Genomic DNA, 26,540 nt, shown 5'->3' with positions numbered 1-26,540 from the left:
AATCTACTTCATCCTCCAATTTGTTCGATCGCTGAAATCTTCTAGAACGACACCGATCTTCTGTAAATTTTTTCTAATACGATCTGCTTCCTTCCAATTCTTATTTTTTCTTGCTCTTTCTCTTGTTCGTACGACGCTATTGATCATCTCTGTCGTGATCTTTGAAGGAACACGATTCATTCTAAAAAATTGATGGATCGGTTGTTCTAGTAATCCGATAGAGTTAGCTAATTCTCTCAAAACTCTTGCCAACTTGTTCGCTACTCTTATCTCTATCTTTTTGTACAAGTTTATTTTTTTAGATATCCTGAACAGTATAGAGTATGCTTTCGGTGTATTGAAATCATCGTTCATCGCCTCTATGAATTCTTTCCTAAAATTTTCTATGAATTTATCCTTTTTTTCACAGAGCTGATATTCTGGATCAGTTCCGATGAGAGAAAAATAAAGTTTTTCTAGAGATCTTTTCGATTGGTCTATTTTGCTAGAAGAATAATCGAGATGGCTACCGGTAATGTGAAGATAGGAAAAAGTAACGTATAACTTCTGGATCATACATGGAACAGATGTTTCGGATTGTATAAAAGTTTCGGCTAGATTTGGACATTTTTTCTTCTCTTATTGTCAACATACCTGTATGAATCCAATAGTTTGCAAAGTTATTGCCGTTCAATCCGATCGATTGAATCCTTTCATTTTCATGATGTGGAAATATCAGGTCCGATCCACCACCATGGATATCAAAATTTTTTCCAAGAATCTTCATGCTCATTGCAGCACATTCTGTATGCCATCCAGGTCTTCCTTTACCCCAAGGAGATTCCCAGAAAGGTTCTCCTTTTTTCGAAGATTTCCAAAGAATGAAATCTGAATGAAATCTTTTCAAGCTATTACGTTCAACGTTTCTGCTAAATTTTTTTTTGCTTCCAAGAAAAATGTCCCTGTTGGAAAGATTACCGTATTCTGAATTTATTGTGGTATCGAACAATATATCCCCAGATTTGCCGCGATAAGTTTGTCCATTCTTCTCCAGATCCGTTATCAGATCGATCATCGATTGGATATACGATGTGGAGTGTGGTTCAATGTTTGGCGAAATGACTTTTAAACGATTGAAATCTTTTTTCATCTCTTCAATCATCGTGTTCGTAAAACTAGCATAGCCAACATTTTTTTGGGATGATCTTTGAATGATTTTATCGTCTATATCAGTAATGTTACGAACGTAGTTCACTTCGTACCCAATAAATCGTAAATATCTTACTATCATATCAAAAATAGTAAAGGTCCTTCCGTGTCCGATATGACATAGATCATAAACGGTGACTCCGCACACATATATGCCTATTTTTCCTTCAACAATCGGTATAAACTCCTCTTTCTTTCGACGAATAGTGTTGTAAATCTTTAACATTTTAAGAATATGAAGATTTGATCGAAAACGGTTTTATCGGAATACTTTTCTAGAAGTTTTTTATTCTTAATAAAATTTTTCGTACACTTTAAAACTATTCAGAGTATAATATTAAACATGATGAAAAATCTATCAAAAATTTATTGAAATGTATAATGATTTTTAGATCATGGATCTCTAAGAACTTAAAAAAAATAACTAATCATTTGAAGTTACGTTTTACATATTCTGTAGAACGTTGTTTCCTTTTGAATATGATAAGCTAATGAACATTAGTTACCGATTGTGTTTGGTAAGATGAGTTTATTAAAGTAATGAGTTTTTAATGATCCTATCAACAATCGTGAATTTTCGATCGCAGTTTTCAGTAGAAAAATCTAAGGCATAAGAAATGTTTTGAAAAAATACTCTACCGTTCAAAACGATTTATCTTTCGTTGAAGAAGATTCCCTTCTATTGAGAACGTATAGTGCGTTATTTCTAAAATATTTTGATTATCTTCGTATAAAAAATGAAATACGATCGGTTAAAGTACTAACACTCGGGCTATTTAATGTGATTTGAACGTATTTCACACGTTTGAAATAAGTGTGATGTATTTTTCTTTCATTCAACTGCAATGAGATATCTGGAAACGATCTGTTCATATCATCTGTGATGTATGGGGAAGAAGATTAAGGTTGACACGTTCGTATCCGAGATATCTTATCATGATTAAGATATTTGTGCAGTTTGTTGAAATCAAATTCGCATTCACAGAGTTTAATTTCACAACTTTTTCAACAATTGTCGATTTTCATAATGATCTGAATCGAATATCAGTTATGTTTATAGTTTTATTAAAATAACTAACTGTAGCTTCACGAGGTTCAATCTACTTGATGAAAATGATTCTACACGACATCGTTGAGATCCCAACGATCTACCTGTAAAACATCATGATCTTAAATTTTTTAAGATCACCTTATCACTCTATCAAATGAGTAATATGAATTCTTACGCATACTTCAAAAATCCTACAACTAGATTAAGATCTCTAAAATCGATGATTTTATTGAGAATAAGGAAAAGTTTTATTTCTTTTATAAACGAATCATCGTTATAAAGAAATGAATATCAAACAATCTTCCTTTTTAAGATATTCTAGATATGAGACCGTTTGAAAATTGATTTTTATATAGCATATATTCATGAGTACAGATATCTTTAATAGAATATCCTAGAATTATTTTGATCAAAAATATTTTGACTAATTGATTAGTAATTGCATATATTAATCGACAACTTTCTAAAAATCTATTTCAGTTCAGATTTTTCTCGAAGGGTTTCTCGATTTTTAAAATATAATGAGACGATCGAATATGAGATTAAAAGGTATCACAATATCATGGATCATTCTTCTCAATCTTTGATGGCTACAATCACAGGAGGACTATGTCTAGCATATCTTTTTGGGATGATTTCTCAAAAAATTAAAATATCTCCTTTGGTAGGGTATCTAACAGCTGGATTTATTATCGGTCCTTTTACACCAGGGTTCGTTGTGAATACCGTGCTTGCCAGTGAACTTGCCGAAATTGGAATAATATTGCTCATGTTCGGAGTTGGTTTGCACTTTTCATTGAATGATCTCCTCTCAGTTAAATCTATCGCAGTCCCAGGGGCAATCATACAAGTTCTTATCACGACGTTGTTAGGCTTTATATTATCGAGATGCATAGGTTGTGAAATTTTTTCTGGAGTTCTATTCGGACTATGTTTTTCGACTTCTAGCACTTTGGTGTTGTTAAGAACCTTAGAAGAAAAAAAGATTGTTTGCAGTAAAATTGGAAAAATTTCTATTGGATGGTTGATCGTTGAAGATTTGATTATGCTATTGATCCTGCTGATACTGCCAGTATTGTATAATCTGGTCAACGATGTGGTACAAGAGAATCATCTTTTTTCGATTTTCATAAGAACCTTGTTGACGATGGTAAAGGTTTCTTGTTTCATCGTATTGACTTTGATGTTTGGAAAGAGATTAATTCCATACCTTCTTTCGAAAACAGAGGAAACTGATTCTAGAGAACTCTTTACTCTAGCGATTCTAGTGTTCGCGATAGGGATCGCGTACGCTTCCGTTACTTTGTTCAATGTTTCTTTCGCAATAGGTGCATTTTTTGCTGGAATAACGCTAAATAAATCTAAATTAAGTAAAAAAGCAGCAAAGGACATCCTCCCATTGAAGGATGCGTTCGCGGTCCTCTTCTTTGTGTCAGTCGGTATGTTGCTCGATCCAACTGTGTTGTTGACGTATCCAATACAAATTTTGATAATCTTAACAATTATAGTGTTTGGAAAACTGTTTTTTATCTCTTTTCTGATCAAACTGTTCGGATACAGCTACAAAGATTCTTTTGGAGTGGCCGTCAATTTAACACAAATAGGAGAGTTTTCATTTATTTTATCTAAAATAGGCACAAATCTACACTTATTCAGCCACGAGGTTCAGAATCTGATTCTTTCAGGAGCCGTAATTTCTATCATTGTTAATTCTTTTTTAGTGAAAATAAACAACGTAACAGGTTTCTTCAGAAAATGAATTAAACAGCCACCCTCTCATCGGAAAATCCAATTAGGTTGGATAATCCAAAAGGTTTTAAAGATTGGATCTACGTGTCAGCCTTCGATGTAGATCGTTAGAATGAGCTCGATCCAATATTTTAACGATTTCCTTTTGAACATCTTTGATACCTTTGTTTGCATCCACCTTAAAACACGAAACCCTTTCTATTTCTCTACAGAAACGTATCAAAGGTTCTGTACAACGATGGTATATATCGATTCTTTTTCGTACTATCTCAGATGTATCGTCTATCCTAACTTCTAATTTTTCTCCGGTAAGATCATCCAAACCTTTCTTTTTAGGAGGATTGAATGTGGAGTGATATATTCTGTTGGAAGGGATATGGATCAAACGTCCAGATATTCGATCCATAATCTTACTTGTATCGACCATTAGTTCGATCAATATGTAGCGAACATCCTCTACTAATTCAAGCATGGATCGAGCTTGTCGTACCGTTCTTGGAAAACCATCTAAAAGAAATCCCTTTCTACAATTCATCTCGGCAAATTTTTTCCTCATAATATCGATGATTGTTTCATCCTCGATCAAACGACCTCGACTAATTAAATGATCTACTCTGTCATCATATGGATCGATCAAAGATGTCCGAGATCTTAGAAGATCCCCTACAGAAATTTTTGATACATCATATCTCCTGCAGATGAACTCAGAATGAGTCCCCTTTCCAGAACATGGAGCTCCTATTAGTATGATTCCTATCATTTAAACGATCCTAAGAAATATTGATACCCTCTGATCAAAAAAAGAAAGTGCTTTCTAAAAATTTCATCTAATAACATATCTCCTCTATCATGAAGAGAGCAGCTGATTAATATCAATGATAAACTGATTAACATCCTTTAAATAACCTTGTTCTATCAGCAAAGCTTGATTAAAGATTGTTTTTACCCATCTAGAAAATAGATTCTCATCTTCTATCTTCATGATTTTATTTATTATTGGATGTGATCTATTCAAGAAGAAATCATATTTAATTGGAGGAACAGATTGACCAACCGATGAGAACAGTTTGGCCATCTGACTACTCATTTCATTTTTATCAGTTTTCAGAACACAGGGATATTTTTCTAATCTGCAAGTCATGTGAACATCTTTTATATCTTTTTCCAGAACCATCTTCACCCTTTTAAGAAAAGGTTGGAAGATCTTTTCATCAGAGATGATGATATCGTTTTTTCGTTGAGTGACTGTATCTTCCAGAAAAGAATCGTTTTTGCTGATCGATTGGAACTCTTTCCCTCGGAATTCAAATATATAGTTCATCATCCATTCGTCAATTCTATCATATAGCAACAAGACTTCAATATTTTGATTTTTGAAGCAGTCCAGATGTGGACTTTTTTTCGCAGAGATATAGTTATCTGCTGTAAGATAATAGATCTTGTTCTGTCCTTTCTCTGCCCTATCACAATATTCTCTCAGAGAGACCGTCTGTTGTTCGTCTTCTACAAAAGTAGACGAGAACCTCAACAGGTTGATGATGGATGATTTATGCGATATATCTTCTGCAGGACCTTCCTTTAAGACCGAACCGAATCCATCCCATACCATCTGATACTTCTCTGGATGATTCTTAGACAACATCTCCAAAGAATTTAGAATTCTTCTAGTAATCTGTTTTTTTAGCTTTCGCACGTTTTCATCTTTCTGTAAAATTTCTCTGGATATGTTCAAAGAAAGATGTTCAGAATCAATTAATCCTCTTATGAAACGTAGATAGTTCGGAACAACTTGATCGGAGATGTCTTTGATAAAGACCCTCCTCACATAAAGGTAGAACGATCCTTTCTTTTCACGGTTCCATAAATCTATAGAGGATTTAGAAGGTATAAACATTAAACTGATATATTCTTGTGTTCCTTCCACTTTATTATGCATCCAAAATATCGGATCAAAACTATCTTTGAACAAATTTTTGTAGAATTCTCTATATTCGTTTTCTGAAATATTACTTTTATCTTTTCTCCATAGAGCTGTGGCAAGATTGATCTGTTTCCAAAATGTTCGATTTTCTCTTCGATCAACTGTCTTCATTTTTATTGGAATATCGATATGGTTAGAGTATCGTTTGATGATATTAGATAGCTTTGAATGACTTAGTAGATCTTCCTGATCTTCTTTAACATGTAGGATTACCTCCGTACCACGGTCTACCTTGTCTTCATATTTGATAGAATACTCCCCTGTCCCTTCAGATTCCCATAAAACTCCTTGACTACGTTCTGAACCTGCGAGTCTACTTTTCACGATCACCTTTTTGGAGACGATAAAAGAAGAATAAAACCCTACTCCAAACTGACCGATCAACTGATTTATATTTTTTTTATCACAATCTTTCGAGAATTTTAGGAACTCTTTGGTTCCAGATTTCGCAATGGTTCCTAAGTTTTTGATGATATCACTTTTACTCATCCCGATTCCATTATCTCTGATGGATATTGTTTTATTCTTTTTATCTAAGGAAATCCTAATTTCAAAATCATGTTCTTTTTCGTATAGGGAGGAATCAGAGATAGCAATGAACTTAAGTTTGTTGATCGCATCGGAAGCATTTGAGATAAGTTCTCTAATGAATATATCTCTGTTGGAGTAAAGCGAATAAACCATCAAACCCAAGAGCTGTTTCACCTCGGACTGAAATTGTAACACTTCTTTTTTTGTCTCTTCCATCGTATTACCTCGATCTCATTACATTTGAATTATTCTTATGTTTGTATGAACTTTAGGTCAATTTCGAAATAGTTCTAATTCGATCATTATTTTTTAGCAGATTCACAATCTACCGTACAATAAATTCTTAGATTTCCATTCGTGCAATCATTTTATGTATCACTGAGTTATGATCACGATCTTTTATGTGATTAAGATTCATGGATCTTTCTACAAGTCGTATCAAAGAAACAGTCTTCAGGTGATAAGATAGTTGGATGAATCAAGTATGCTACAACCGTACCTAAATATTTTTACGAAAGACTTTTAAAATCATCAAAATTTCTCTGACTCTGTACGGTGATCGATATCGTTTTATGCTCAATAACGCTCGGGTTAAGCCGTGCAGTAGTTTATCGTCGAGATAGGATAATCACAGAAGATAGCCAATCGAAAATTCATATGTGATCTATTCGAAAAAGTCGAAGAAATTGACGAAGTTAAGATTTCTTCTTCATTTTTTAGATTCGATCGAAAAGATATCTTGAGCGTATTCGTTAATAAAAATGAACATCGAACCTCATGAACTCTATTTTGCAACCATCTTCACAGTCGATCATTGATCGTTACGACGATGACCCTCATCGATTTTATCGTCAAAATTAAAATACCTCGTCCAAAAAATATCATCCTACGTTGTGTACGATTTATGCATCTCAAAAATATTTATACGTTCAGAATCAATACATTACCTCCTGTTTTTAGAAATTATGTCGAAGATTTCGATTTATTTGAAACATCAGAGAAATTGAACTTCGTTATGGCTTTGCATAGAGTAACTTCCACACCAATTCTTCTAGTCGGAGAGAAAGAGATGTTCTTTCTTCCGGATAGTATGGTGTGGTAATAGAAGTATAGATCTTCCGTGGATTTGATCAAATTTAACATGATCCAGATGTTCTTATGAATTTCTTTGTAGTGTGCTCTATCGTTTTGCAAAAACTTTGCAATGATTATTTCGTGGATGAAGTTTAATAAACTTGACAACAACTTATCCCAGTTTCCACTTCTTTTTGAAAACTCTTCTACTATAGACATCATTTTTTTGAAATCGTTCTGTGCAATAGATTTCATGATTTGAAATGAGCAATCTTCATCTGGTATTCCGATGATGTCAATTATGAGATCCTTTGATATCTTTCCTTTTCCAACCGAAATAACTTGCTCTGAAATATTCAAAGCGTCTCTTAAACTTCCTCCTGATAATCTTGCGATTAACTTCCTAGACGAAAGATCGTTTTGCACATTCTCGCATAGAAAGATTCTTTCCAATCTATCACAAATTTTCTCTTCACTTAATATGTTCAGTTGAAAATGTAAACATCTAGAGATAATCGTGGAAGGTAACTTTTCTGGATTAGTTGTTGCTAGCAAAAATTTTATATGTTCTGGAGGTTCTTCCAATTTTTTCAATAAAGCGTTAAAACTATACCTGGATAACATGTGCACTTCATCTATTAAGAATATTTTAAATTTTCCTTTTGCCGGAAGATATTCTGAATTATCCAATATTTCTTTTATATGTTCTATTTTAGATTTAGATGCTGCATCTACTTCGATCAAATCGATAAAAGATCCATTCTGAATCTCAGTACAATTATCACATCGGTTACAAGGATGATCAGTGATTCCTGATTTACAACTCATTCCTTTAGAGAAAATTCTGGCTATTGTTGTTTTTCCGACCCCATGAGATCCGGAAAAAAGATATGTATGGTGCAACTTCCCCTCGTGTAAACAATAGGACAACGATTCGATGACATGTTCTTGTCCAGAAATGTCTTGAAAAGAAATGGGTCTCCATTTTCTAGCTAGCGTAAGATCTTTCATGATCACGATTCTTTGGCGATTGACGGTGTTGGTGAAACATCAGAATTATTTGCACCTTTAAAATCGTTCTTAAAACGAAATGGGTCGAATAATCTTCGTATTAATTTCTAGATATTCTCTTTACGATCATTAACATGGATTATTTCGACGGTAATTTCAACTGTTTAGAAGAATTGATCAGAAAAATTGATGTTAGATAACTTTCAGATATTTATCTCATCCTGTTATATCTTTTCTTTATAAATCACTCCTTTGAAAATGTTCAAAGAAACATCTCCCTTTAATTAGAAGAATATTTTTCAAACGAATCCATTGAAGATACTTCTCTTGTTCCATCGTTAAATGATTTGACGGAGAATGATGTTATCCATTCAAAAAATTTGAGATTATTTGTGACTGAAAAGTCGAATAAGATTCTATGCAACAGGTACGATTACCTAACAGATATGGCATTTTTTCAAAAATTTGAAGGTAATAAAACATCATATCATTTATGTCTATAAATTTTACCATATCATAATAAAAATCTTAATTTTCTGAAAGATTCAATTAGAAATAATCCAATTATCTAATCACTCTAGGCTGTTCAAATCGAAATGGTGCACTCATCTAAAATGTTCCGTCTCGATGGAGAGAACCTCTGATTCCTATCGTCAAAAGGAAGACCCTATTGATCAATGATCATAAATTGTTTTTAAGCCGATATGGTCGGTTAAAACGATTTAAAAATATATTATATATTTCATGGAAAGACCTTCAAAGATCTTCTTTGCACCTCCATAATATTTGAATAAATCAATAAAAGTGTCATATACACAGATTCTTTCGACAGATTTGTTAAATCTTCGCACCGTTATTTTTATGGTTGAATGCTCGTGTAAGACACGACCGAAAAAAAATTTTAAATCTCGTTCTTCTACTTGGTTTCGTTCGGTACATATCCAAATACCTTTGGATGCTTCTTTCCAGACCTGACCAGTTTGGTATTATGATATTACTGATTTCGAACCAAGTAGAACGAATCTAAAAATATTTAAACTTTATGAAAAGTCGTTGTTTAAAGATTCTATCAATCTTCAGAACAAATGTCATATCAAATGAATAGATCAAACGTAATGTGCCTTATCAGAGTAATGATTAGGTTTTACATCTTTGACACGGTTTGAATTCCTAAAAGATTCAAACCGATCTTTATGGTTCTCTCAGTTAAGAAGACTAACTTAATTCTGTTTTCTTTTTGAATGTCGTCTATTGAATGTAGAATAGCACAATGTTCATAAAATTTTGAAAATATATTAGATAATTCATATAAGTAACAACACAAGATGTTCGGTAAACCCATTTTGGAGACGTCTTGTAACACTTCCTCCAACCTCAACAATTGTATAGATAATTCTCTCTCATACCTGTCAGATAAGTAGAAATCATTTTTCAGTTCCTTAGGACTTATATTCGATCTATTTATTAAAGATTTTGTCCTAGAATACGTATATTGGATGTATGAAGAAGTGTTTCCGATGAATGAAAATACATTATTCCAATCAAATACGTAGTCCGTTTTTCTATTTTTAGATAAGTCAGAATATTTAACTGATCCGATTCCTATCTTACGCGCAGTTCGAGAGATACTTCTTTTGTTAAGATGTTCAGAATTTTTATCGACAATGAATTTTCTTGCCCTCGTAATTGATTCCTTCAGAAGATCAAATAATTTAATGTTCCTTCCAGATCTAGTTCGAAACGGTTTTTTATCTTCTCCTAAAATCATACCGATCTGATGATGTTCCAGTTTTACTCGTTTTTTGATATAACCAGCTTTCCTAGCGATAGCCCAAGATTGTTGTAAATGACGTGTTTGTCTTGAATCAACGTAATATATGATACGATCTGCCTTTAACTTTTCACATCTATATTTTAAACAGGCAATTTCGACGGTTGCGTATAGATACCCTCCGTCGCTCTTTTGAATCATCACGGCTGAAGATCTTCCATGATGATTTTTGAAATCGTCTAAATAGACCACCACGGCCCCATTGTGTATCACCGCTATTTTTTTTTGTTTTAAATCTTCGACTATATCTTGCAACATATCCTTGTAAAAGCTTTCTGCTACTATATCTCCCTTATTAAGGGATACTCCAAGAAGATCGTATATTCTTTGATTTTCTAATATCGTAATCTGAACGAGATCGTTCCATAAAGTGAGTAATTCATCATCTCCAGATTGTAATTGTTGAATATATCTTCTAGAAATATGGGAGAATCGTCCATTTTGATCAAAAATTTTTCTAGATCTCTGATAAATATCTTCAATTTTTTCTAATGTTATGTTTTTCACACAATTTTTTCTTAGTATTTCCTTCAAATAGGCTATAATCATTCCAAATTGAGTACCCCAATCTCCAATATGATTTGCTTTGATCACTTTCTTCCCTAGGAATTTTGATACCCTCACTACTGTATCTCCAATGATTGTAGACCTTAAATGTCCAACATGCATGTTTTTCGCCATATTTGGGGAAGAGTAGTCTATTATTGTAACAATTTTTTTTTGATAGTTATCTTGAGAGACACCTAAACGATCCTTCGAAAAAATTGTATCTATCTGTCTAGAGATCCATCTTTCATGAAGAAAGATATTGATGAAATTCGGTTCGATTATTTTTATACTTTTTATATACTCTTCCTTTGAAAAAAGATAGCATAACTTTCTTTTGAAAGTTTCCAAAGATATTCGATTTGATTTTAAAATATTGGATAATCCTTCTATCTGATAATCTCCGAATGTTTTCCTATTTTTAGAAAAACGCACTCGAACTTCAACGCTGTCACAGAAATTTTCAAAGGTTACTATAGATCGTATCTTTTCTTGGATAATTTGTTTAATGTTCATTCTGAAAATTTATAAAATCGTAAAAAATTAAATATATGAATCGGATGGAAATTGAAAACGATCAAATCTTGAAAGGTATCCTGTACAACTTTGAATATGTTACATTCGTCGCTTTTATCATAAAATCTATTGAGTAGTTAATCTTGATATCTGACCCAAAATGGTTTATCTTTAAGATTTTTTAGCTAACACGATCACCCTGATAGGGGAAGGATAACCTTCTCTAGTGATGTTCGGATCATTTGAATGTACTACATTCTCCAACAAACTAAAATTGGACCAATCAGTCGACCTCTGCTCTTCTATTGAAGTATATGTCTGACTAATGATTTTGATATTAGAAAAACCACATTTTTTTAACCAAACTTTCAACATATCGACCGATGGAATGAAGTAGATATTTCTCATACCTGAATATCTTTCAACTGGTACTAAACAATCATGGTGTTGTTTTTGGATCACTAAACTTTCTAGAACCAACTCTCCTCCATCTTTTAGTTGATTATTCAGATGTCTTAAGTGTTCTATAGGAGATGGTTGATGATAGATCACTCCCATCGAAAAAATTGTATCAAAAATTTTCAGATAAGGAATATGTTCGATTCGCATTGGAAAAAAGTTTACGTTTTTTTTTTGACCGATGAGTCTTTCAACCGCTTTGAACTGAAAAAAACATAAAATAGATGGATCTACTCCTATGATAAATTTTGCTTGCTCTCCAAGAATCCTCCATAAATAATATCCGTTTCCACATCCTACATCAAGAACTGTCCTGTTTTTCAGCGAAGATATATGAGGGATAATTCTGTTCCACTTCATATCAGACCTCCACTCTGAATCGATCTCTAGTCCATACAAATCGAATGGACCTTTTTTCCAAGGAGAAAGTTGAAGCAACAAACTTTTTATTTTTTTTCTTAAAAACTCACTATCTTGTGTGAGATTTTTTACTGAAATTTCGGTCTTGATATTTAATACATCTGGTTTCACTTTAGGTAGTTTATCGACGATTTTTAAAAAATGGTCGAATTTTCTATTTGTAAAAAAATTTTTCCATTTTTTAATTCTATTGGAAGAGATCTTTATCCATTTTTCGGAAAAGATAATGAACACTGCCTCATAAAACTTTATGAAATGTAACATCTCTATTGTAATTTAAATGTGATTAATGATATGAAATTCAAGTATTGAAACCACAGTACAGTACGACGAAAACCAGAATGTTTCAGCCTATATCGATTCTGTCTGATTGATTCTACAAACATGACATTTTTCAACATTCTTTCCTTTTGTGAAATTTCTAAAGTGCTATACCCATTTGACAATTTAAAATCTTTATGTGCGTTTATAAACAAGTTATCTTTATTTTCTGATCTCACTTTCTCCGAGAGGATTAAGATTCCACCTTTATTAAGACCATTATAGATCCTTTTTAAGATATACGATTTTTTGGAAGGTCGAATGAACTGTAATGTAAAATTCAAAATCACTACTGATGCGTTTCTGATATCTGTTTTAAGCACATCTTGCTTCATGATTTTTACTGAAAAATTTTCTCCATATTTGTTAGAAAATCTTTTTTTAAATTCATCAATCATATCTGACGATTTGTCTATAGAGATGATTTTGCAATCTTCATTCTTTACGTATTTGATGATAGATTCGGTAACTCCCCCTATCGCACATCCTAGGTCGTATATATTGCTCTTTGGTTGTACAAATTTTTGAGAAAAATATCCGATCGTATCAGAGATATTTTTGTATCCCGGAATGGATCTATGCACCATATCGTGAAATACTTCTGAAACCTTTCGATTAAATTTCCAACTACCTGAAGTTAGATATTTTTTAGATAATTGATCTTTCTTTTTCATAAATGGTAAGACTATTTAAAATTTTGATGAGGAATTCATACTTGAACAGTGTCCTAAGATTTTAAGAATTGATCGTAAATGTATTCCGTTATGATGTTAAAATATTTAATTCAATAGTTTCTTGTTCATTTAACGATCTTAAAATAATCTTTATTGAGTATATCTTGAACATGTAGTTTAATAAATATCAATGTAATTGAATTAGATCGTTCAACATAACTCTTCATATTTTTATGAAAAATAGTAGAGATATGTTGTTCAAACTTAGGAGATTTTAGAGAAAATTATGTTAAGAACGTGTTTCTGCGGAGAAATAAATTCTTCCCATGTTGGGAATTCTGTAACTATTTTAGGATGGATATACGACTTACGTTTTCTGAAAAACTTAACTTTCTTAAATATACGTGATAGGACAGGGACTGTACAAGCGGTTTGTTCAAAAGAAGTTTCTCCATCCATCTTTCTTCAATCGTTAGAGTTGCAACAGGAGTTTTGTATTACAGCATCAGGGGTTGTTCAAGGGAGAATAAGAAAAACTAAAGGTTACATCAAAAAAGATGTAGAGGTTATAGTCGTTTCTTTGAATATCCTCAATACATCGAAAGCACTTCCAATAGATATCAGTTTTCGTCAAATTCCATCCGAAAAAATACAACTGAAGTATCGATACTTGTATTTAAGAAATCCAGATATAACTAGAATATTAGTTAGACGGTCAGAAATCACCTATTTTATCCATGAATTCATGAATAAGAATGGATTCATCAACATTGAGACTCCATATTTATCTAATCTAACGGATGGAGGAGCTAAGGATTTCCTTGTTCCAAGCAGAATAAAAAATAACCGTTATTATGCACTATCACAATCTCCTCAAATGTTTAAACAGATGTTAATGATATCTGGATTCGAACGCTATTATCAGATAGCAAGATGTTTTCGTAACGAAGATTCTAGATCGAACCGTCAACCAGAATTTACTCAACTTGATATAGAAATGTCATTCATCAGTTCGAAGCAGATTAGAAGGTTCATAGAAGAATTCATTTGTAAACTTTGGAAGAAATTTTTAGGAGTGGATCTTCCAGATCGTTTTCCGAAAGTAACGTTTAAAGATGCTGTTCGTAAATATGGGACGGATAAACCAGATCTCAGAAATTATTTAGAGCTAGTTGACATCACGTCTCTTCTGCAATCCTTTCGATTCAATCGTTTCATGGAATATTGTTCTTTAGAAGACAATTGTATTTTAATTCACGTCAAATCACCATTGAAAAAAACCAATGCGGATTGCTTAAAAGAATATCAAAATATCGGTTCGAAATTTAAAATTAAACATTTTCTATTTGTAGAGGTAAGTTCGAATATAATTGATAGACTAAATAGAAAGATCTTTCATGGATTTTTAGATATGGATATGTTTCGTTTACTTTCTTCAACTTTTCATCTAAAAGATGGAGATATGATATGTATTGGAATTGGGAAAAAATCTCTAGTAAATCGATTCATGGGGAATATTCGACTAAAGATAGGAGAAGATCTGAACATCACAAAAAAAAATATATGGAAGCCAGTATGGATAGTCGATTTTCCAATGTTTAAAAAGGAAGAGAGTGGAAGTTTGAAACCTACACATCACGTTTTTACATCACCAAAATCATGTGATCTATCCAAATTACGATCGGATCCAACGAAAGTTATCTCTGATTCATATGATATGGTGATTAACGGACAAGAACTTGGAAGTGGATCTGTTAGAATATATAAAAGAGAAATACAGAAGGAAATTTTTAAGATATTGCAAATAGAAGAAAAAGATCAAATAAGTAAGTTCGGTTTTTTACTAGATGCAATGCAATATGGAGCTCCACCCCATGCTGGATTTGCATTCGGGTTAGATAGAATAATGATGATAATGTTGAATCAGACGAACATAAAAAATGTTATCGCTTTTCCTAAAACAACTTCTGCATCTTGTCTTATGACGAACGCTCCTAGTAAAATTACGGGTTGATCTGTTCTTTGATCAACTTTATGAACATCAAAACTATTTTTACATGTGAAATTTTCTTTTCATAGAATACAAAGATTAGCCATTTATATTCATTTAAAGATCGCTGTATCGAGTACGATCATTAAGATCGTTATATGACGATATCCTTCGTTAATTGATCATCGAGCAGAGTTTTGATGACCGTGATTATTCGAAGAGTTATATAGGAATTCTAAAGCGGTATTCTACATGTAGATTTCGAGAATATTTTTGTTGTATCTTCCAAAATAAATCTGATAGGAATATATGGTGGTAAAATATGGATACTGTACTTGGTATTGATCCTGGATCTCATATTACGGGGTACGGGATAGTACGAAAAAATAGAGGACAGATTCTTTACATAGATGGAGGATACATTAAAAGCAGGTTGATCTTAGATATACCAAGAAGATTGAAAATCATTTACGATGGTATTCAAAATGTCATCCGTGAGTATCGTCCTAATATTTTTGTAGTAGAACAGATCTTCGTATCAAAAAACGTTAGCTCTGCGTTAAAACTAGGTCAAGCCAAAGCCGTCACAATACTAGCTGCGGTTAACAATCGATTACCTGTTTTTGAATATTCGACAAAGCAAGTTAGGAAGTCAGTTGTTGGAACAGGTTCTGCTAAAAAAGAACAAATCCAACGCGCTGTTCATACGATATTAAAATTATCTTTTTATCCTCAGCAAGATGTAGCTGATGCTTTAGCGGTTGCGATAGCTCATACCTTATCCGAAAGGTATATTAAATAATAATCGCGTGCAAAGTAAAATTCTATTGCTTCGTTTATTCAAAGATTTTTTATCATATCGAGCATTTATAAAGGTACATCTAGAACACTTCAATGAAGAATTGGTTATTTTTGAAATATTTCAATAACTACCCTTGAACTAATCTGATTTATCCCCATCTCATTTCATGAGAACGGTGATTCCAAACTGTTCCTACAGAACAAAAATAACTTGTACTTACTTAGATTTTATTTATAGGAGATCTGTCGATGAAGATTCGTCCATTACACGATCGAGTGATTGTCAAGAGAGAGGAAGTTGAATCCAAATCTACTGGTGGAATCGTTCTGACTGGTTCTGCTGCTGGCAAATCAACCAGAGGAAAGATATTGGCCGTAGGAAAAGGAAGGATATTAGAGAATGGAGAAAATAAACCGTTAGATGTAAAGATAGGAGATGTTGTTATATTCAACGATGGATATGGTGTGAAAACGGAAAAAATCGATAATGAAGAAGTTCTGATTATGTCAGAAAGTGATATTCTTGCAATAGTTGAGAAATAATTTTTCTCTTATGTTTCTAGATCAACGAATTAAAAGGAAAAAAAAATGGCAGCTAAAGATGTAAAATTTGGTAGTGAAGCTCGTGCAAAAATGTTGAGAGGAGTCAATATTCTTGCAGATGCTGTAAAAGTAACATTGGGTCCTAAGGGAAGAAATGTCGTTCTTGATAAATCTTTCGGAGCTCCTTCTATTACAAAAGATGGGGTATCAGTAGCTAGGGAGATAGAGCTAGAAGATAAGTTTGAAAATATGGGAGCTCAAATGGTGAAAGAGGTTGCTTCCAAGGCAAATGATGCGGCAGGAGATGGAACGACAACTGCCACTGTTTTAGCACAATCGATTGTTAGTGAAGGTCTAAAAGCAGTAGCAGCAGGAATGAATCCTATGGATCTTAAAAGAGGAATAGATAAAGCGGTATCTACAGCCGTAGAAGAGTTAAAAAAACTTTCTAAAACTTGTGATGATAACAAAGCTATTGAGCAGGTTGGAACGATTTCTGCCAATTCAGATCAGTCAGTTGGAAAGCTCATAGCAGATGCAATGGAAAAGGTGGGTAAAGAAGGTGTGATCACAGTAGAAGAAGGTTCTGGACTAGAAGATCAGTTGGCAGTCGTTGAGGGGATGCAATTTGATAGAGGATATTTATCTCCTTACTTCATTAACAAACCAGACTCAGGTTCTTCAGAATTAGAAAATCCTTATATACTTTTAGTAGATAAAAAGGTGTCCAATATCAGAGAACTTTTGCCGGTATTGGAAAATGTAGCGAAATCTAGCAAACCTCTTCTAATTATCGCAGAAGATGTAGAAGGGGAAGCGCTGGCTACGCTTGTTGTGAATAATCTGAGAGGTATTGTTAAAGTTGCTGCTGTGAAGGCTCCTGGTTTTGGTGATAGAAGAAAAGCAATGCTACAAGATATCGCGATATTAACGAACAGCGTGGTTATTTCTGAAGAAATCGGGATGGAGCTAGAAAAAGCGTCCATAGAACATCTTGGTCAAGCTAAAAGAGTCGTGATCAACAAGGATACTACTACGATAATAGACGGTGTTGGAGAAAAGAGTTCCATTAGAAATAGAGTTAAGCAGATTATGCAACAAAGAGATGAAGCTACATCCGATTATGATAGAGAGAAATTGCAAGAAAGGATAGCGAAATTATCTGGAGGGGTAGCTGTAATTAAAGTTGGAGCTGCTACAGAAGTCGAGATGAAGGAAAAGAGAGCAAGAGTAGATGATGCATTACATGCTACTCGAGCTGCTGTGGAGGAAGGAGTGGTAGCTGGTGGAGGTATCGCTTTGGTAAGAGTTGCCACAAGACTCGATTTGCTCAATGGAGAGAATGAAGATCAGACTGTTGGAATTAGGATAGCTTTACGAGCTATGGAATCTCCGATGAGACAGATCGTGGAAAATTCTGGAGGAGAAGCTGCTGTTGTCGTTAATAACGTTAAGAAAGGAAAGGATAACTACGGATATAACGCTTCTACAGAAAAATATGGAGATATGATGGAAATGGGAATTTTAGATCCAACGAAGGTAACTAGATCTGCTCTACAGTTCGCTGCATCTATAGCTGGATTGATGATAACTACAGAAGCTATGATTACTGATCTTCCAAAGGAGGATAAGTCAGAAATGAATCCTTCTGCTGGAATGGGAGGAATGGGTGGAATGATGTAAGATGAAAGGAATTCAACTTCTTACATTAGATTGAGCTTTAGTTACTTTTATGAAAAGAACCTAGATTTTACTTTTCTAGGTTCTTTTTTTTGGTGCTTAATTTTGAAGTTCATGAGATTTTTTAAGAATATCTTTACTGGTTGAAATGAATAAAATTAAATCTGGAACAAAGATCATATACAGAAAGGAACCATACGAGTGTTTAAAATCTGAGTTTGTCAATCCAGGAAAAGGTAAACCTTTTGTAAGGTTACAGATCGTTTGTCATCCAATAGAGTTTTAGAAAAAACGTTTAAATCGATGGGATCGATTATAATAACGGATAGTATTTTAGAAATTAGATCAATATATATTTACAATGATAGAAATTTTTGGTTTTTTATGGGAGAAGAAGGATATGATCAGTTTTGTATTTCAAAAGAAAGAATTAAAGATCAGGTGGATTTGATCCCAAATCAGTTAAGATGTGATGTAATATTTTGGAAGGATCGTCCAATATCTATCAGATTACCGAAGTTCGTAACATTAAAAGTAATTCATACAGTTGATAAAAAAGAGTTTGGTGATCGTTGTGTCGGAGAGTGGAAATCTGTAATTCTCCAAACGGGAGCTATCATAAAAGTCCCGTATTTCATAAGAGTTGGAGATACAATTAAGATCAATACCAAAGAAAGAACTTATGAATCCAGGTGTAGAGTCAGATCGTGATAATCGAACTAACTCATGGAGCTGGCGGGATTTGAACCCGCGTCCGAAACTTTTCACTTTTTACTTCTACATGTTTAGTTTACTGATTTATTTATCAGAAGTACTTAAGTAAACTTTTCTGAAACATCTGACTATCTTATCTAATTTTTGCATATCAGAACGATAAGAAAAACTGTATGCGATCCCTTCTTCTTGACCCCTACTTTTCGAAGAGAAAGATAAGTAGGACACGAAAACTACACTACTCTTAAAGAATAGTTAAGCTGCTTGCGCGTACGTGTACTTTTTTGTGTTTGCAACTATTTTTTCGGATTTTTAAACGAGAAATCCACTCGACATGCTGTTACAAGATCAATAAATTTCGTCGAACCCTATTCAGCCCCTTATAAGCAACGAAAACACCATCATTCTAACATAAAATTGAGATTTTTTAAAGTTCTTATTTTATTTATCCTCCACTCATTTTCTTTGATTTTGGCACGTTTGTCATATTTATTCTTTCCTTTTCCTATTCCAATCTTTATCTTGCATATATTTTTTTTCCAATACAAAGATACTACAACAACTGCACATCTTTCTTGATTAATATAAGAACTAATAGAAAGAATTTCATTTTTCTTTAATAGGAGTTTTTTAGGTCTTTTTTTGTCTGAAGATTTTTTAAGAGTGGTGACAGTTTTTTCTGGAGTGATGTTCATTTCTAATACATACACTTCTTTATCTTTAATTGTTATGTAACTATTTGTAATATCTACTTTTTTTTGTCTAATTGATCTAACTTCCCATCCGTATAAGATTATCCCTGCTTCAATTATTTCTTGTATTGAATAGTTATAAAAGGATTTTTTGTTGAATGCAATCATTTGAATTTTTTTATCTTTTCTTATCATGGTTCATTTTATTTATTCTCTGTTTTATTGTAGGAAGTTTTTTAAGATGATCATTTTCACGATATGTTAATTATATAATATTATCTCAAACTTAATAGATTCGTTCTTAAGATATCGATTAGTTGATAAAACTTTATTGGTCCCATACATGGGGATATTTCTAGCGATTATTCTTCCAGTTTAATGACAATAATTCGATTAAAAGTTTGTCATTGTTAGAATTATGTGATGTGTTTCTATATTTTTTATTTTCATGTATTTTAATTTTTTGATAATGAATATCGCTATATAAATCGAGATTTATTATTTTTGAGGTCTTCATTTTCTAGGGTTGATCTTCTATAAGATATATCTCCTTATCTTCAAAAAAAATTAATTTAATATAAACTGAATAATCTATTCTTTAAACGATATATTTTATAACTTCTTGATATTTCATACGTCTATGATGAAAACCGAAGATCTTTAAAGACTTAAAATTTTCCCCAACCCAACTTATTTTTCAGATTTTTAAAGTAATCAAAATATTTTGGATGTAACAAGTTGATTGTATAGTTACTCTTTTTGATCAATATCTCATCTCCATAATGGATGGAATGTACGATTTGTCCATCGCAATTAATTTCTTGATGGTTACTTTGACTTTTTATTTTCAATTTAATACGACTATTTCCATGAATTAGAAGCGGTCTAAAACAAATGGAATGTGGAAAAATTGGAACTAACAAAATCGCATTTAGGTTTGGAGTTAATATTGGACCTCCGATGGAAAGGGAGTGTGCCGTAGATCCAGTTGGAGTTGATATAATGAGACCATTAGATCTTTGAAAGAAGGCTAGATTTCTATCGATGAAAACTTCGAAATCAATCATATTCTTTATCTTACAAGAATTGAAGGAGATTTCGTTAATAGCTTGATTGTTGAACATCTTTTTTTTTTTCTTATCGACTCGTACATCTAACAAAAATCTTTTTTCTTGGAAGAAGGAACCGTTTAATATTTTAGATAGTTGATTCAATACATGATTTGGATTCAAATCAGTTAAGAACCCTAACTTTCCATGGTTGATTCCAATAATTTTTTGTTCATATTTAGAAAATTTTCTCATGGCATTCAACATACTCCCATCCCCTCCTATCACAACAATTAGATCTGCTTGTTTCCCTATTTCGTGAATATCGCTGAAAATGATCCCTTTATCATATTTTAAATGATCAGTTAAATCATCTTCGATCATTACGTGGTAGTTTTTTCTGTTCAACCAAATACAAAGATTTTTAAAAGTCTTTAAAACTGATGGATGTTTGATTCGACCGACGACGCCTATATTTTTAAAAAAAAATACTTTTTTTGAGTTTTTACGAAGCATAATTTTCCTTGTCGAAGATAATAATCCTATTGAATATCGAACTTTTGTTACTATAATAGTAGAAAAAGTTAATCGATTGGTCAGCAATCGATTATAAACGAGAGAAAGTTTATGAATACTATAAAAGACCGTAAAAATCACGAAAATAAAAAATTTTCTGTAGAGGAACCAAAAGAGATGAACTCTACAAAAAGAGACGATGTTTATGAGATATTAAAAGAGGATTTTTCTAAAAAGGAAGAAAAATATGGCTCTTTGATTAAAGAGCTGAATGAAAAGTTAGGGTCTTTTGAGAAAAGAGAAAGGGAAATCATTCTTCGCTCAAAAGCAGAGGTAGAAAACATTATACGTAGATCTGAAAAGAATATGGAGAAGGCGCACAAATTTGCTTTAGAGAAATTTTCTTATGATCTCCTATCTGTTATAGATAATTTGGAAAGATCCATATCTTTAACAAAGAACGCAGAAAATGGTTTTTCATTGATTTTAGAAGGTGTTCAGTTGACTATTCGATCATTTCTATCTGTTATTAAAAAATATGGGATACGACCTATTGACGTTCAAATTGGAGAACCGTTCGATCCTAGGTTTCACGAAGCTGTTTCAACTATCAATTCAGAAGAACATCAAGATAATAAAATAATAGATATAGTCCAAAAAGGTTATACCATTCATAGCAGATTGTTACGACCGTCTATGGTTGTTGTGAATGCGAAAAAAAGGGAATGAAGGATCCGACTAGGATAAGTTCCAATCGATTAACTTCAATTTTTGTTCCTTCAATATTCGGTTTGTTTTTGAAAAGTGTTTACACCCGAAAAATCCAAAATTTGAAGAGAACGGAGAAGGATGTGTGGATTCAAGGATATAATGTCTGTTTTCATCTATTACTTTCCTTTTCCTCTTGGCGAAATTTCCCCATAACAGAAAAACTACCCCACTTTTCAGTAAACTAATTTGGGAAATGATTCTATCTGTAAATATTTGCCAACCGATATCACCATGAGAAAGTGGTTTTCCTCTTTCAACTGTTAGTATACTATTTAATAGAAGAACACCCTGTCTTGCCCATTTTATCAAACACCCATGATTCGGTATTTTGAAGTTTACTACGTCATCTTTTAGTTCTTTGTAAATGTTTCTTAAAGAAGGTGGGATTTTAGCGCTTGGAAAAACGGAAAAAGACAGACCATGAGATTGATTCGGATGATGATAAGGATCTTGCCCTAAGATGACTACCTTGATTTTTTGAAATTCAGTATAGTGTAATGCGTTAAAAATATCTTCATCTTTCGGATATATTATCTTTCCAGAATTTCTTACCTCTTTTATTTTTTTTATAATCTTTATAAAATATGGTTTTTTGCTTTCTTGTGAAAGAAATTTCGTCCAATTAAAGTTGTTTTCTCTTTTTTCTTTTATCATTGGTTGTATTGATGAATCTTCATTTTTTTATAGAATTATATCTTGCTGAATTGTAAAAAGTTACAATCTCGGTCTGTTTTTTTTGATCATTAACGCACAGAATTAATAGAAACAAAGAAATCTCAGAAGAGATTTATTTTCATAAATTAGGATCTCATAGAAATAATGATTGTGAAAAATCAAACTAAATATATCAGAAATTTTTCCATTATCGCTCACATAGATCATGGAAAATCTACTCTATCTGATAGAATCATTGAAATCTGTAGTAGATCATCCAAACTCTTTAAACTTAAAAGTTCAGAAAAAATTTTGGACTCTATGGACTTAGAGAGAGAAAAAGGAATTACTATCAAAGCACAGAATGTTACACTACGATACATATCGGATGATGGAAACGAATATCAACTAAATTTAATCGACACCCCTGGTCATATGGATTTTATATACGAAGTTTTCCGATCACTTTCAGCTTGTGAAGGTGCTTTGTTAGTTATAGATGCAAGGAAAGGGATACAGGCACAGACATTAGATACATTACTTCATGCTAAAAGAATGGATGTAAAAGTCATACCTGTGATCAATAAGATTGATTTAATAGATCAAGATCCTTCTCCGATTGTATCAAATATTAGCAGGATCACTGAAATCAATGCGAATAATTTTTTAACATGTTCTGCAAAAACTGGATATGGAGTAAAAAATATTATAGAAAATGTAGTTCGGTATGTTCCTAGCCCATCTGGAAGGGAGGAGGATCTTTTAGAAGCTTTGATAATTGACTCTTGGTTTGATAGATACTTGGGGATTATTTTTTTAATTAGAATTAAATCTGGTAGGGTCCTCGTAGGAGATCGAATCAAAATTTTAGGAATTGATAGATCTTATTGTATCAAAAGTATGGGAATATTTAATCCAAATAAGGTGGAAAGAAAAAAATTATCTGTTGGAGAAATAGGTTGGATAATATGTAAAATAAAACATATCGATGAAAAACCGGTTGGAAGGATGATAACACATTACTCTAATCGAAGAATTATTAAGAGATCTTCAAACATTGGTGAGGTTCAATCTCAGATATATTCTAGTTTATTTCCTACGGAAGATGGATCGTATCAATCGTTGAGAGATGCGTTGATTAAGTTGCATCTCAACGATTCTTCCTTTTCGTTTGTTCCAGAATGTTCTGATATTTTTGGAAATGGGTTCAACTGTGGATTCCTAGGGTTGTTTCATTTGAAGATTATGAAGGAGAGGTTAAGGAGAGAATATAATGTAGAAGTGATCTCGACCATTCCGAAGTTAATTCATGAAATAGAGATGAAAGATCGAACAGTCTTGCATACGAACGATCCTAACAAATTATCTGCTATTAAGAATATAAAAGAAATTCGGGAACCGTTCTCTCGCTGTAAAATACTTTCTCCTAAAAAATATTTTGGAAAAATCATTGATTTGTGCGTTAAAAAAAGAGGAAAACAAATAGAGGTTCTACATTTAGGTAATCAAATATTACTGATATATGAGATTCCTACCTCTGAAGTGATATCTGATTTTTTTGATCTTTTGAAGTCTGTCTCTGAAGGATACGCTTCGTTAGAACATAAATTTCATCGATTTAAAAAAGAAAAAATAGTTTGTGTAGATATATTGATCAATGGAAAAAAAATGAGTTGTTTATCTTCGATAGTACATCAGAAGAAATCGAAGGAACATTCTAAAAAATTAATTAAACTAATCGTAGAATCTCTTCCGAGACAACAATTCAATGTTATTATTCAAGCAGCTATCGGAAAAACTGTTATTATGAGATCCTGAAGTCAACCCTTTTCGTAAAAACGTTCTTGCTAAGTGCGATGGAGGAGATCCAGTAAGGAAGATAAAGTTATTAAATAAACAGAAAAAAGGAAAGAAAAGGATGCAAAATTTAAGGTGTCTCACCGTTCCTAAATCGGTTTTTTTTTCTCTCAATAAAAAAATGTTTGACAGTTAAATGAGGAGATATATGTCAGAGATTCTTTCTAATTTTTTCAACAATTTAATGATCGTAAGCGGAATACTTTGGTTGTTTTTCAACGTGATATCTATGAAAAATCTTTTTAAAAAAAAAATTTATAAATATAGTACAGAGAATCATATCATATAGACACTCCTATCTTGTCTCTCTTGCCTCATTGTTTCCTATTCTAATTTCTACTTTTTTATTTCGTTCTTTTTTGTATGAACCTTTTCAAATTCCATCAGGTTCCATGATTCCATCACTTTTAGTTGGAGATTTCATATTGGTGAAAAAATTTTCTTATCGATTGATCAACCCTATCGATCAATCTACCATATTCAGAATTCAAGAACCGAGAAGAGGAGATATAGTGGTGTTTAAGTATCCTTTAGATAGTAAAATAAACTTCGTAAAAAGAATAATAGGAATACCGGGTGATAAAGTGATATACGATTGTCGACAAAAAGAACTGAAGATTTTTTCAAACTACCTGAATGACCTTCAGAAAACTTATATTCCGGTCGATTATTCCGTAAAGAAGGAAAGCGAATGGACTTTATTTATGGACGACATGTTTTCTCAAAAAAAACAGAGTCATCGTAGAATATCAATATACGATCAAACTCCTAAGTATTCTTTGAGACAAGAAGAGAGGGTTGAAAAAATCGGTCAAAGAAAAGGATACACTATTTTATCTATTCCTGGAATATATACGGAATCACATTACAAGCAGCGATATATGTCAAAGAATCAATGGATCGTTCCTAAGAGAAGTTATTTCGTAATGGGAGATAACCGTGATAACAGTTCAGACAGCAGAAGTTGGGGTCTAATCTCAGAAGATGATTTGATAGGAAAAGTGACCATGGTCTGGTTTAGTTTGAACAAAGTTGAACATCAATGGCCTACTGGAATTCGTTTCGAGAGGATCGGAAAAGTGTATTAGATGATTCTTCCTATATATCAAGAATATGAACCGTGGTTCAAATATTTAAAAATAACACATTCAAATATCTTTCAACTATAATTTTATGGAATACTGCGAAAACGAAGATGTAAAAATATTACAGGATCATATTGGTTATAAATTTAATAATTTGAAGATTCTCTATCGTTCTTTAACTCATAGAAGTGCGAGTTTCGCTCATAACGAAAGATTGGAATTTTTAGGAGATTCTGTTTTAAATCTCATCGTTACAAATTTCCTCTATAAACGACATCCTACATGCGATGAAGGAAGGATGAGCAGAATCAGATCTAACTTGGTCAAAAAAAATACTCTCTCTGAGATCGCTATGGAGCTGAAGATATGGAAGTTTATCAAGTTAGGATCTGGTGAGTTCAGAAACCAAGGTTTTTTAAAACGTTCGATACTTTCAGATACCTTAGAAGCTGTTGTAGGAGCTATATTTTTAGATAGCAACAGCATGAAAGAGACGGAGATCATTGTACTCAATTGGTATCATAATCGTATGGATCCGGTTGATTTATTAAAAAATGAAAAGGATCCAAAGACTGAACTGCAAGAATACCTACAAAAACTGCACTTACCGTTACCGAAATATAGATTTTTGAGCAGTACAGGACATGATCATGAAAAAAAATTTACGATTTCCTGTCAAACGTATGGATTTGATAAGACGAACTATCTTATTACCGTTGGAATCGGAAAGAATTGCAAGGAGGCAGAACAATCAGCAGCTAAGGATATGTTTGAAAAGATCATCAATCGTCCACCTTCCTCTTAAAGAACATGTTAGAAATCCTTTGAGGAAGGTT

The 26,540-nt window shown here is 32.6% G+C and carries 19 protein-coding genes, 2 other RNA genes and 2 pseudogenes; 11 read left to right on the top strand and 12 right to left on the bottom strand.

The window, feature by feature from the left end; genetic code table 11:
• Positions 1-3 precede the first annotated feature (3 nt).
• Positions 4-1,414: pseudogene (gene cysS / locus AOQ87_RS01345) on the bottom strand (cysteine--tRNA ligase).
• Between the two features lie 1,387 nt (positions 1,415-2,801).
• On the opposite strand from cysS, the gene AOQ87_RS01340 reads away from it, so the two are divergent.
• Complete coding sequence (locus AOQ87_RS01340) at positions 2,802-3,998, top strand: cation:proton antiporter domain-containing protein (RefSeq protein ID WP_080626693.1); 1,197 nt, start codon at positions 2,802-2,804, stop codon at positions 3,996-3,998.
• A 57-nt stretch (positions 3,999-4,055) separates the two neighbouring features.
• On the opposite strand, the gene AOQ87_RS01335 is transcribed toward AOQ87_RS01340, so the two are convergent.
• The 7 genes from AOQ87_RS01335 to cmoA form a co-directional block, all read right to left on the bottom strand.
• A complete protein-coding gene (locus AOQ87_RS01335; RefSeq protein ID WP_080626548.1) occupies positions 4,056-4,748 on the bottom strand; it encodes an adenylate kinase family protein in 693 nt (230 codons plus the stop codon).
• A gap of 87 nt (positions 4,749-4,835) precedes the next feature.
• Positions 4,836-6,716: a molecular chaperone HtpG gene (htpG, locus tag AOQ87_RS01330; RefSeq protein ID WP_080626547.1), complete on the bottom strand. Its 1,881-nt coding sequence runs from the start codon at positions 6,714-6,716 to the stop codon at positions 4,836-4,838.
• Positions 6,717-7,463: 747 nt separating this feature from the next.
• A complete protein-coding gene (dnaX, locus tag AOQ87_RS01325; RefSeq protein WP_080626546.1) occupies positions 7,464-8,585 on the bottom strand; it encodes a DNA polymerase III subunit gamma/tau in 1,122 nt (373 codons plus the stop codon).
• A 919-nt stretch (positions 8,586-9,504) separates the two neighbouring features.
• Positions 9,505-9,596: signal recognition particle sRNA small type (gene ffs / locus AOQ87_RS01320), an RNA gene on the bottom strand.
• Positions 9,597-9,729: 133 nt separating this feature from the next.
• Positions 9,730-11,478, bottom strand: a complete 1,749-nt coding sequence (gene argS / locus AOQ87_RS01315) for an arginine--tRNA ligase (protein WP_080626545.1) — start codon at positions 11,476-11,478, stop codon at positions 9,730-9,732.
• A gap of 171 nt (positions 11,479-11,649) precedes the next feature.
• Positions 11,650-12,621, bottom strand: a complete 972-nt coding sequence (gene cmoB, locus AOQ87_RS01310) for a tRNA 5-methoxyuridine(34)/uridine 5-oxyacetic acid(34) synthase CmoB (protein ID WP_039719663.1) — start codon at positions 12,619-12,621, stop codon at positions 11,650-11,652.
• Between the two features lie 2 nt (positions 12,622-12,623).
• A complete protein-coding gene (cmoA, locus tag AOQ87_RS01305) occupies positions 12,624-13,352 on the bottom strand; it encodes a carboxy-S-adenosyl-L-methionine synthase CmoA (protein ID WP_080626544.1) in 729 nt (242 codons plus the stop codon).
• Positions 13,353-13,638: 286 nt separating this feature from the next.
• On the opposite strand from cmoA, the gene aspS reads away from it, so the two are divergent.
• From aspS to AOQ87_RS01275, 6 genes are all read left to right on the top strand, one after another.
• Positions 13,639-15,366: an aspartate--tRNA ligase gene (gene aspS / locus AOQ87_RS01300; protein ID WP_080626543.1), complete on the top strand. Its 1,728-nt coding sequence runs from the start codon at positions 13,639-13,641 to the stop codon at positions 15,364-15,366.
• Between the two features lie 298 nt (positions 15,367-15,664).
• A complete protein-coding gene (gene ruvC, locus AOQ87_RS01295; protein ID WP_080626542.1) occupies positions 15,665-16,144 on the top strand; it encodes a crossover junction endodeoxyribonuclease RuvC in 480 nt (159 codons plus the stop codon).
• A gap of 248 nt (positions 16,145-16,392) precedes the next feature.
• Complete coding sequence (locus AOQ87_RS01290; protein ID WP_039719660.1) at positions 16,393-16,686, top strand: co-chaperone GroES; 294 nt, start codon at positions 16,393-16,395, stop codon at positions 16,684-16,686.
• A 45-nt stretch (positions 16,687-16,731) separates the two neighbouring features.
• On the top strand, positions 16,732-18,369 hold the full coding sequence (gene groL / locus AOQ87_RS01285; protein ID WP_039719659.1) for a chaperonin GroEL: 1,638 nt from the start codon (positions 16,732-16,734) through the stop codon (positions 18,367-18,369).
• Positions 18,370-18,514: 145 nt separating this feature from the next.
• Positions 18,515-18,652 (top strand): hypothetical protein, encoded by a 138-nt coding sequence (locus AOQ87_RS02790; protein ID WP_080626541.1) that lies wholly within the window; start codon positions 18,515-18,517, stop codon positions 18,650-18,652.
• 17 nt (positions 18,653-18,669) lie between these two features.
• Entirely contained in the window at positions 18,670-19,077 is a 408-nt protein-coding gene (locus AOQ87_RS01275; protein ID WP_080626540.1) for a hypothetical protein, read from the top strand.
• Between the two features lie 13 nt (positions 19,078-19,090).
• On the opposite strand, the gene ssrA is transcribed toward AOQ87_RS01275, so the two are convergent.
• The 3 genes from ssrA to AOQ87_RS01260 all read right to left on the bottom strand — a co-directional run bounded on the left by ssrA (position 19,091) and on the right by AOQ87_RS01260 (position 21,337).
• Positions 19,091-19,460, bottom strand: a transfer-messenger RNA (tmRNA) gene (gene ssrA, locus AOQ87_RS01270).
• A gap of 21 nt (positions 19,461-19,481) precedes the next feature.
• Positions 19,482-19,967, bottom strand: coding sequence for an SsrA-binding protein SmpB (gene smpB, locus AOQ87_RS01265; RefSeq protein WP_080626539.1), 486 nt, complete (start codon positions 19,965-19,967; stop codon positions 19,482-19,484).
• A 473-nt stretch (positions 19,968-20,440) separates the two neighbouring features.
• The gene (locus tag AOQ87_RS01260; protein WP_080626692.1) at positions 20,441-21,337 is read right to left on the bottom strand and encodes an NAD(+) kinase; all 897 of its coding nucleotides are present in this window, start codon (positions 21,335-21,337) and stop codon (positions 20,441-20,443) included.
• A gap of 111 nt (positions 21,338-21,448) precedes the next feature.
• On the opposite strand from AOQ87_RS01260, the gene grpE reads away from it, so the two are divergent.
• Positions 21,449-22,066 (top strand): nucleotide exchange factor GrpE, encoded by a 618-nt coding sequence (gene grpE / locus AOQ87_RS01255; protein ID WP_080626538.1) that lies wholly within the window; start codon positions 21,449-21,451, stop codon positions 22,064-22,066.
• 9 nt (positions 22,067-22,075) lie between these two features.
• On the opposite strand, the gene ung is transcribed toward grpE, so the two are convergent.
• Positions 22,076-22,762 (bottom strand): uracil-DNA glycosylase, encoded by a 687-nt coding sequence (gene ung / locus AOQ87_RS01250; protein ID WP_080626537.1) that lies wholly within the window; start codon positions 22,760-22,762, stop codon positions 22,076-22,078.
• A gap of 165 nt (positions 22,763-22,927) precedes the next feature.
• Here ung and lepA point away from each other — a divergent pair.
• From lepA to rnc, 3 genes and pseudogenes are all read left to right on the top strand, one after another.
• Positions 22,928-24,755 (top strand): annotated as a pseudogene (gene lepA, locus AOQ87_RS01245) (translation elongation factor 4).
• Between the two features lie 100 nt (positions 24,756-24,855).
• A complete protein-coding gene (lepB, locus tag AOQ87_RS01240; RefSeq protein WP_080626536.1) occupies positions 24,856-25,707 on the top strand; it encodes a signal peptidase I in 852 nt (283 codons plus the stop codon).
• 85 nt (positions 25,708-25,792) lie between these two features.
• Positions 25,793-26,509 (top strand): ribonuclease III, encoded by a 717-nt coding sequence (rnc, locus tag AOQ87_RS01235; RefSeq protein WP_080626535.1) that lies wholly within the window; start codon positions 25,793-25,795, stop codon positions 26,507-26,509.
• The last annotated feature ends 31 nt before the right edge of the window (positions 26,510-26,540 follow it).

This window comes from Candidatus Riesia pediculischaeffi (assembly GCF_002073895.1).
GTDB classification, from domain to species: domain Bacteria; phylum Pseudomonadota; class Gammaproteobacteria; order Enterobacterales; family Enterobacteriaceae; genus Riesia; species Riesia pediculischaeffi.
Note: the sequence above shows the minus strand (reverse complement) of the source record. Positions and strands in the feature narration are given on the sequence as shown.

Bases quoted from the DNA above. Each gene is read 5' to 3' on its own strand.
- AOQ87_RS01260 (WP_080626692.1), bottom strand. From the start codon at position 21,337: ATGCTTCGTAAAAACTCAAAAAAAGTATTTTTTTTTAAAAATATAGGC.
- aspS (WP_080626543.1), top strand. From the start codon at position 13,639: ATGTTAAGAACGTGTTTCTGCGGAGAAATAAATTCTTCCCATGTTGGG.
- cmoA (WP_080626544.1), bottom strand. From the start codon at position 13,352: ATGAAAAAGAAAGATCAATTATCTAAAAAATATCTAACTTCAGGTAGT.
- AOQ87_RS01275 (WP_080626540.1), top strand. From the start codon at position 18,670: ATGGGATCGATTATAATAACGGATAGTATTTTAGAAATTAGATCAATA.
- ruvC (WP_080626542.1), top strand. From the start codon at position 15,665: ATGGATACTGTACTTGGTATTGATCCTGGATCTCATATTACGGGGTAC.
- rnc (WP_080626535.1), top strand. From the start codon at position 25,793: ATGGAATACTGCGAAAACGAAGATGTAAAAATATTACAGGATCATATT.
- grpE (WP_080626538.1), top strand. From the start codon at position 21,449: ATGAATACTATAAAAGACCGTAAAAATCACGAAAATAAAAAATTTTCT.
- AOQ87_RS01335 (WP_080626548.1), bottom strand. From the start codon at position 4,748: ATGATAGGAATCATACTAATAGGAGCTCCATGTTCTGGAAAGGGGACT.
- argS (WP_080626545.1), bottom strand. From the start codon at position 11,478: ATGAACATTAAACAAATTATCCAAGAAAAGATACGATCTATAGTAACC.
- htpG (WP_080626547.1), bottom strand. From the start codon at position 6,716: ATGGAAGAGACAAAAAAAGAAGTGTTACAATTTCAGTCCGAGGTGAAA.
- AOQ87_RS02790 (WP_080626541.1), top strand. From the start codon at position 18,515: ATGAATAAAATTAAATCTGGAACAAAGATCATATACAGAAAGGAACCA.
- dnaX (WP_080626546.1), bottom strand. From the start codon at position 8,585: ATGAAAGATCTTACGCTAGCTAGAAAATGGAGACCCATTTCTTTTCAA.
- AOQ87_RS01290 (WP_039719660.1), top strand. From the start codon at position 16,393: ATGAAGATTCGTCCATTACACGATCGAGTGATTGTCAAGAGAGAGGAA.
- groL (WP_039719659.1), top strand. From the start codon at position 16,732: ATGGCAGCTAAAGATGTAAAATTTGGTAGTGAAGCTCGTGCAAAAATG.
- smpB (WP_080626539.1), bottom strand. From the start codon at position 19,967: ATGATAAGAAAAGATAAAAAAATTCAAATGATTGCATTCAACAAAAAA.
- ung (WP_080626537.1), bottom strand. From the start codon at position 22,762: ATGATAAAAGAAAAAAGAGAAAACAACTTTAATTGGACGAAATTTCTT.
- cmoB (WP_039719663.1), bottom strand. From the start codon at position 12,621: ATGTTACATTTCATAAAGTTTTATGAGGCAGTGTTCATTATCTTTTCC.
- AOQ87_RS01340 (WP_080626693.1), top strand. From the start codon at position 2,802: ATGGATCATTCTTCTCAATCTTTGATGGCTACAATCACAGGAGGACTA.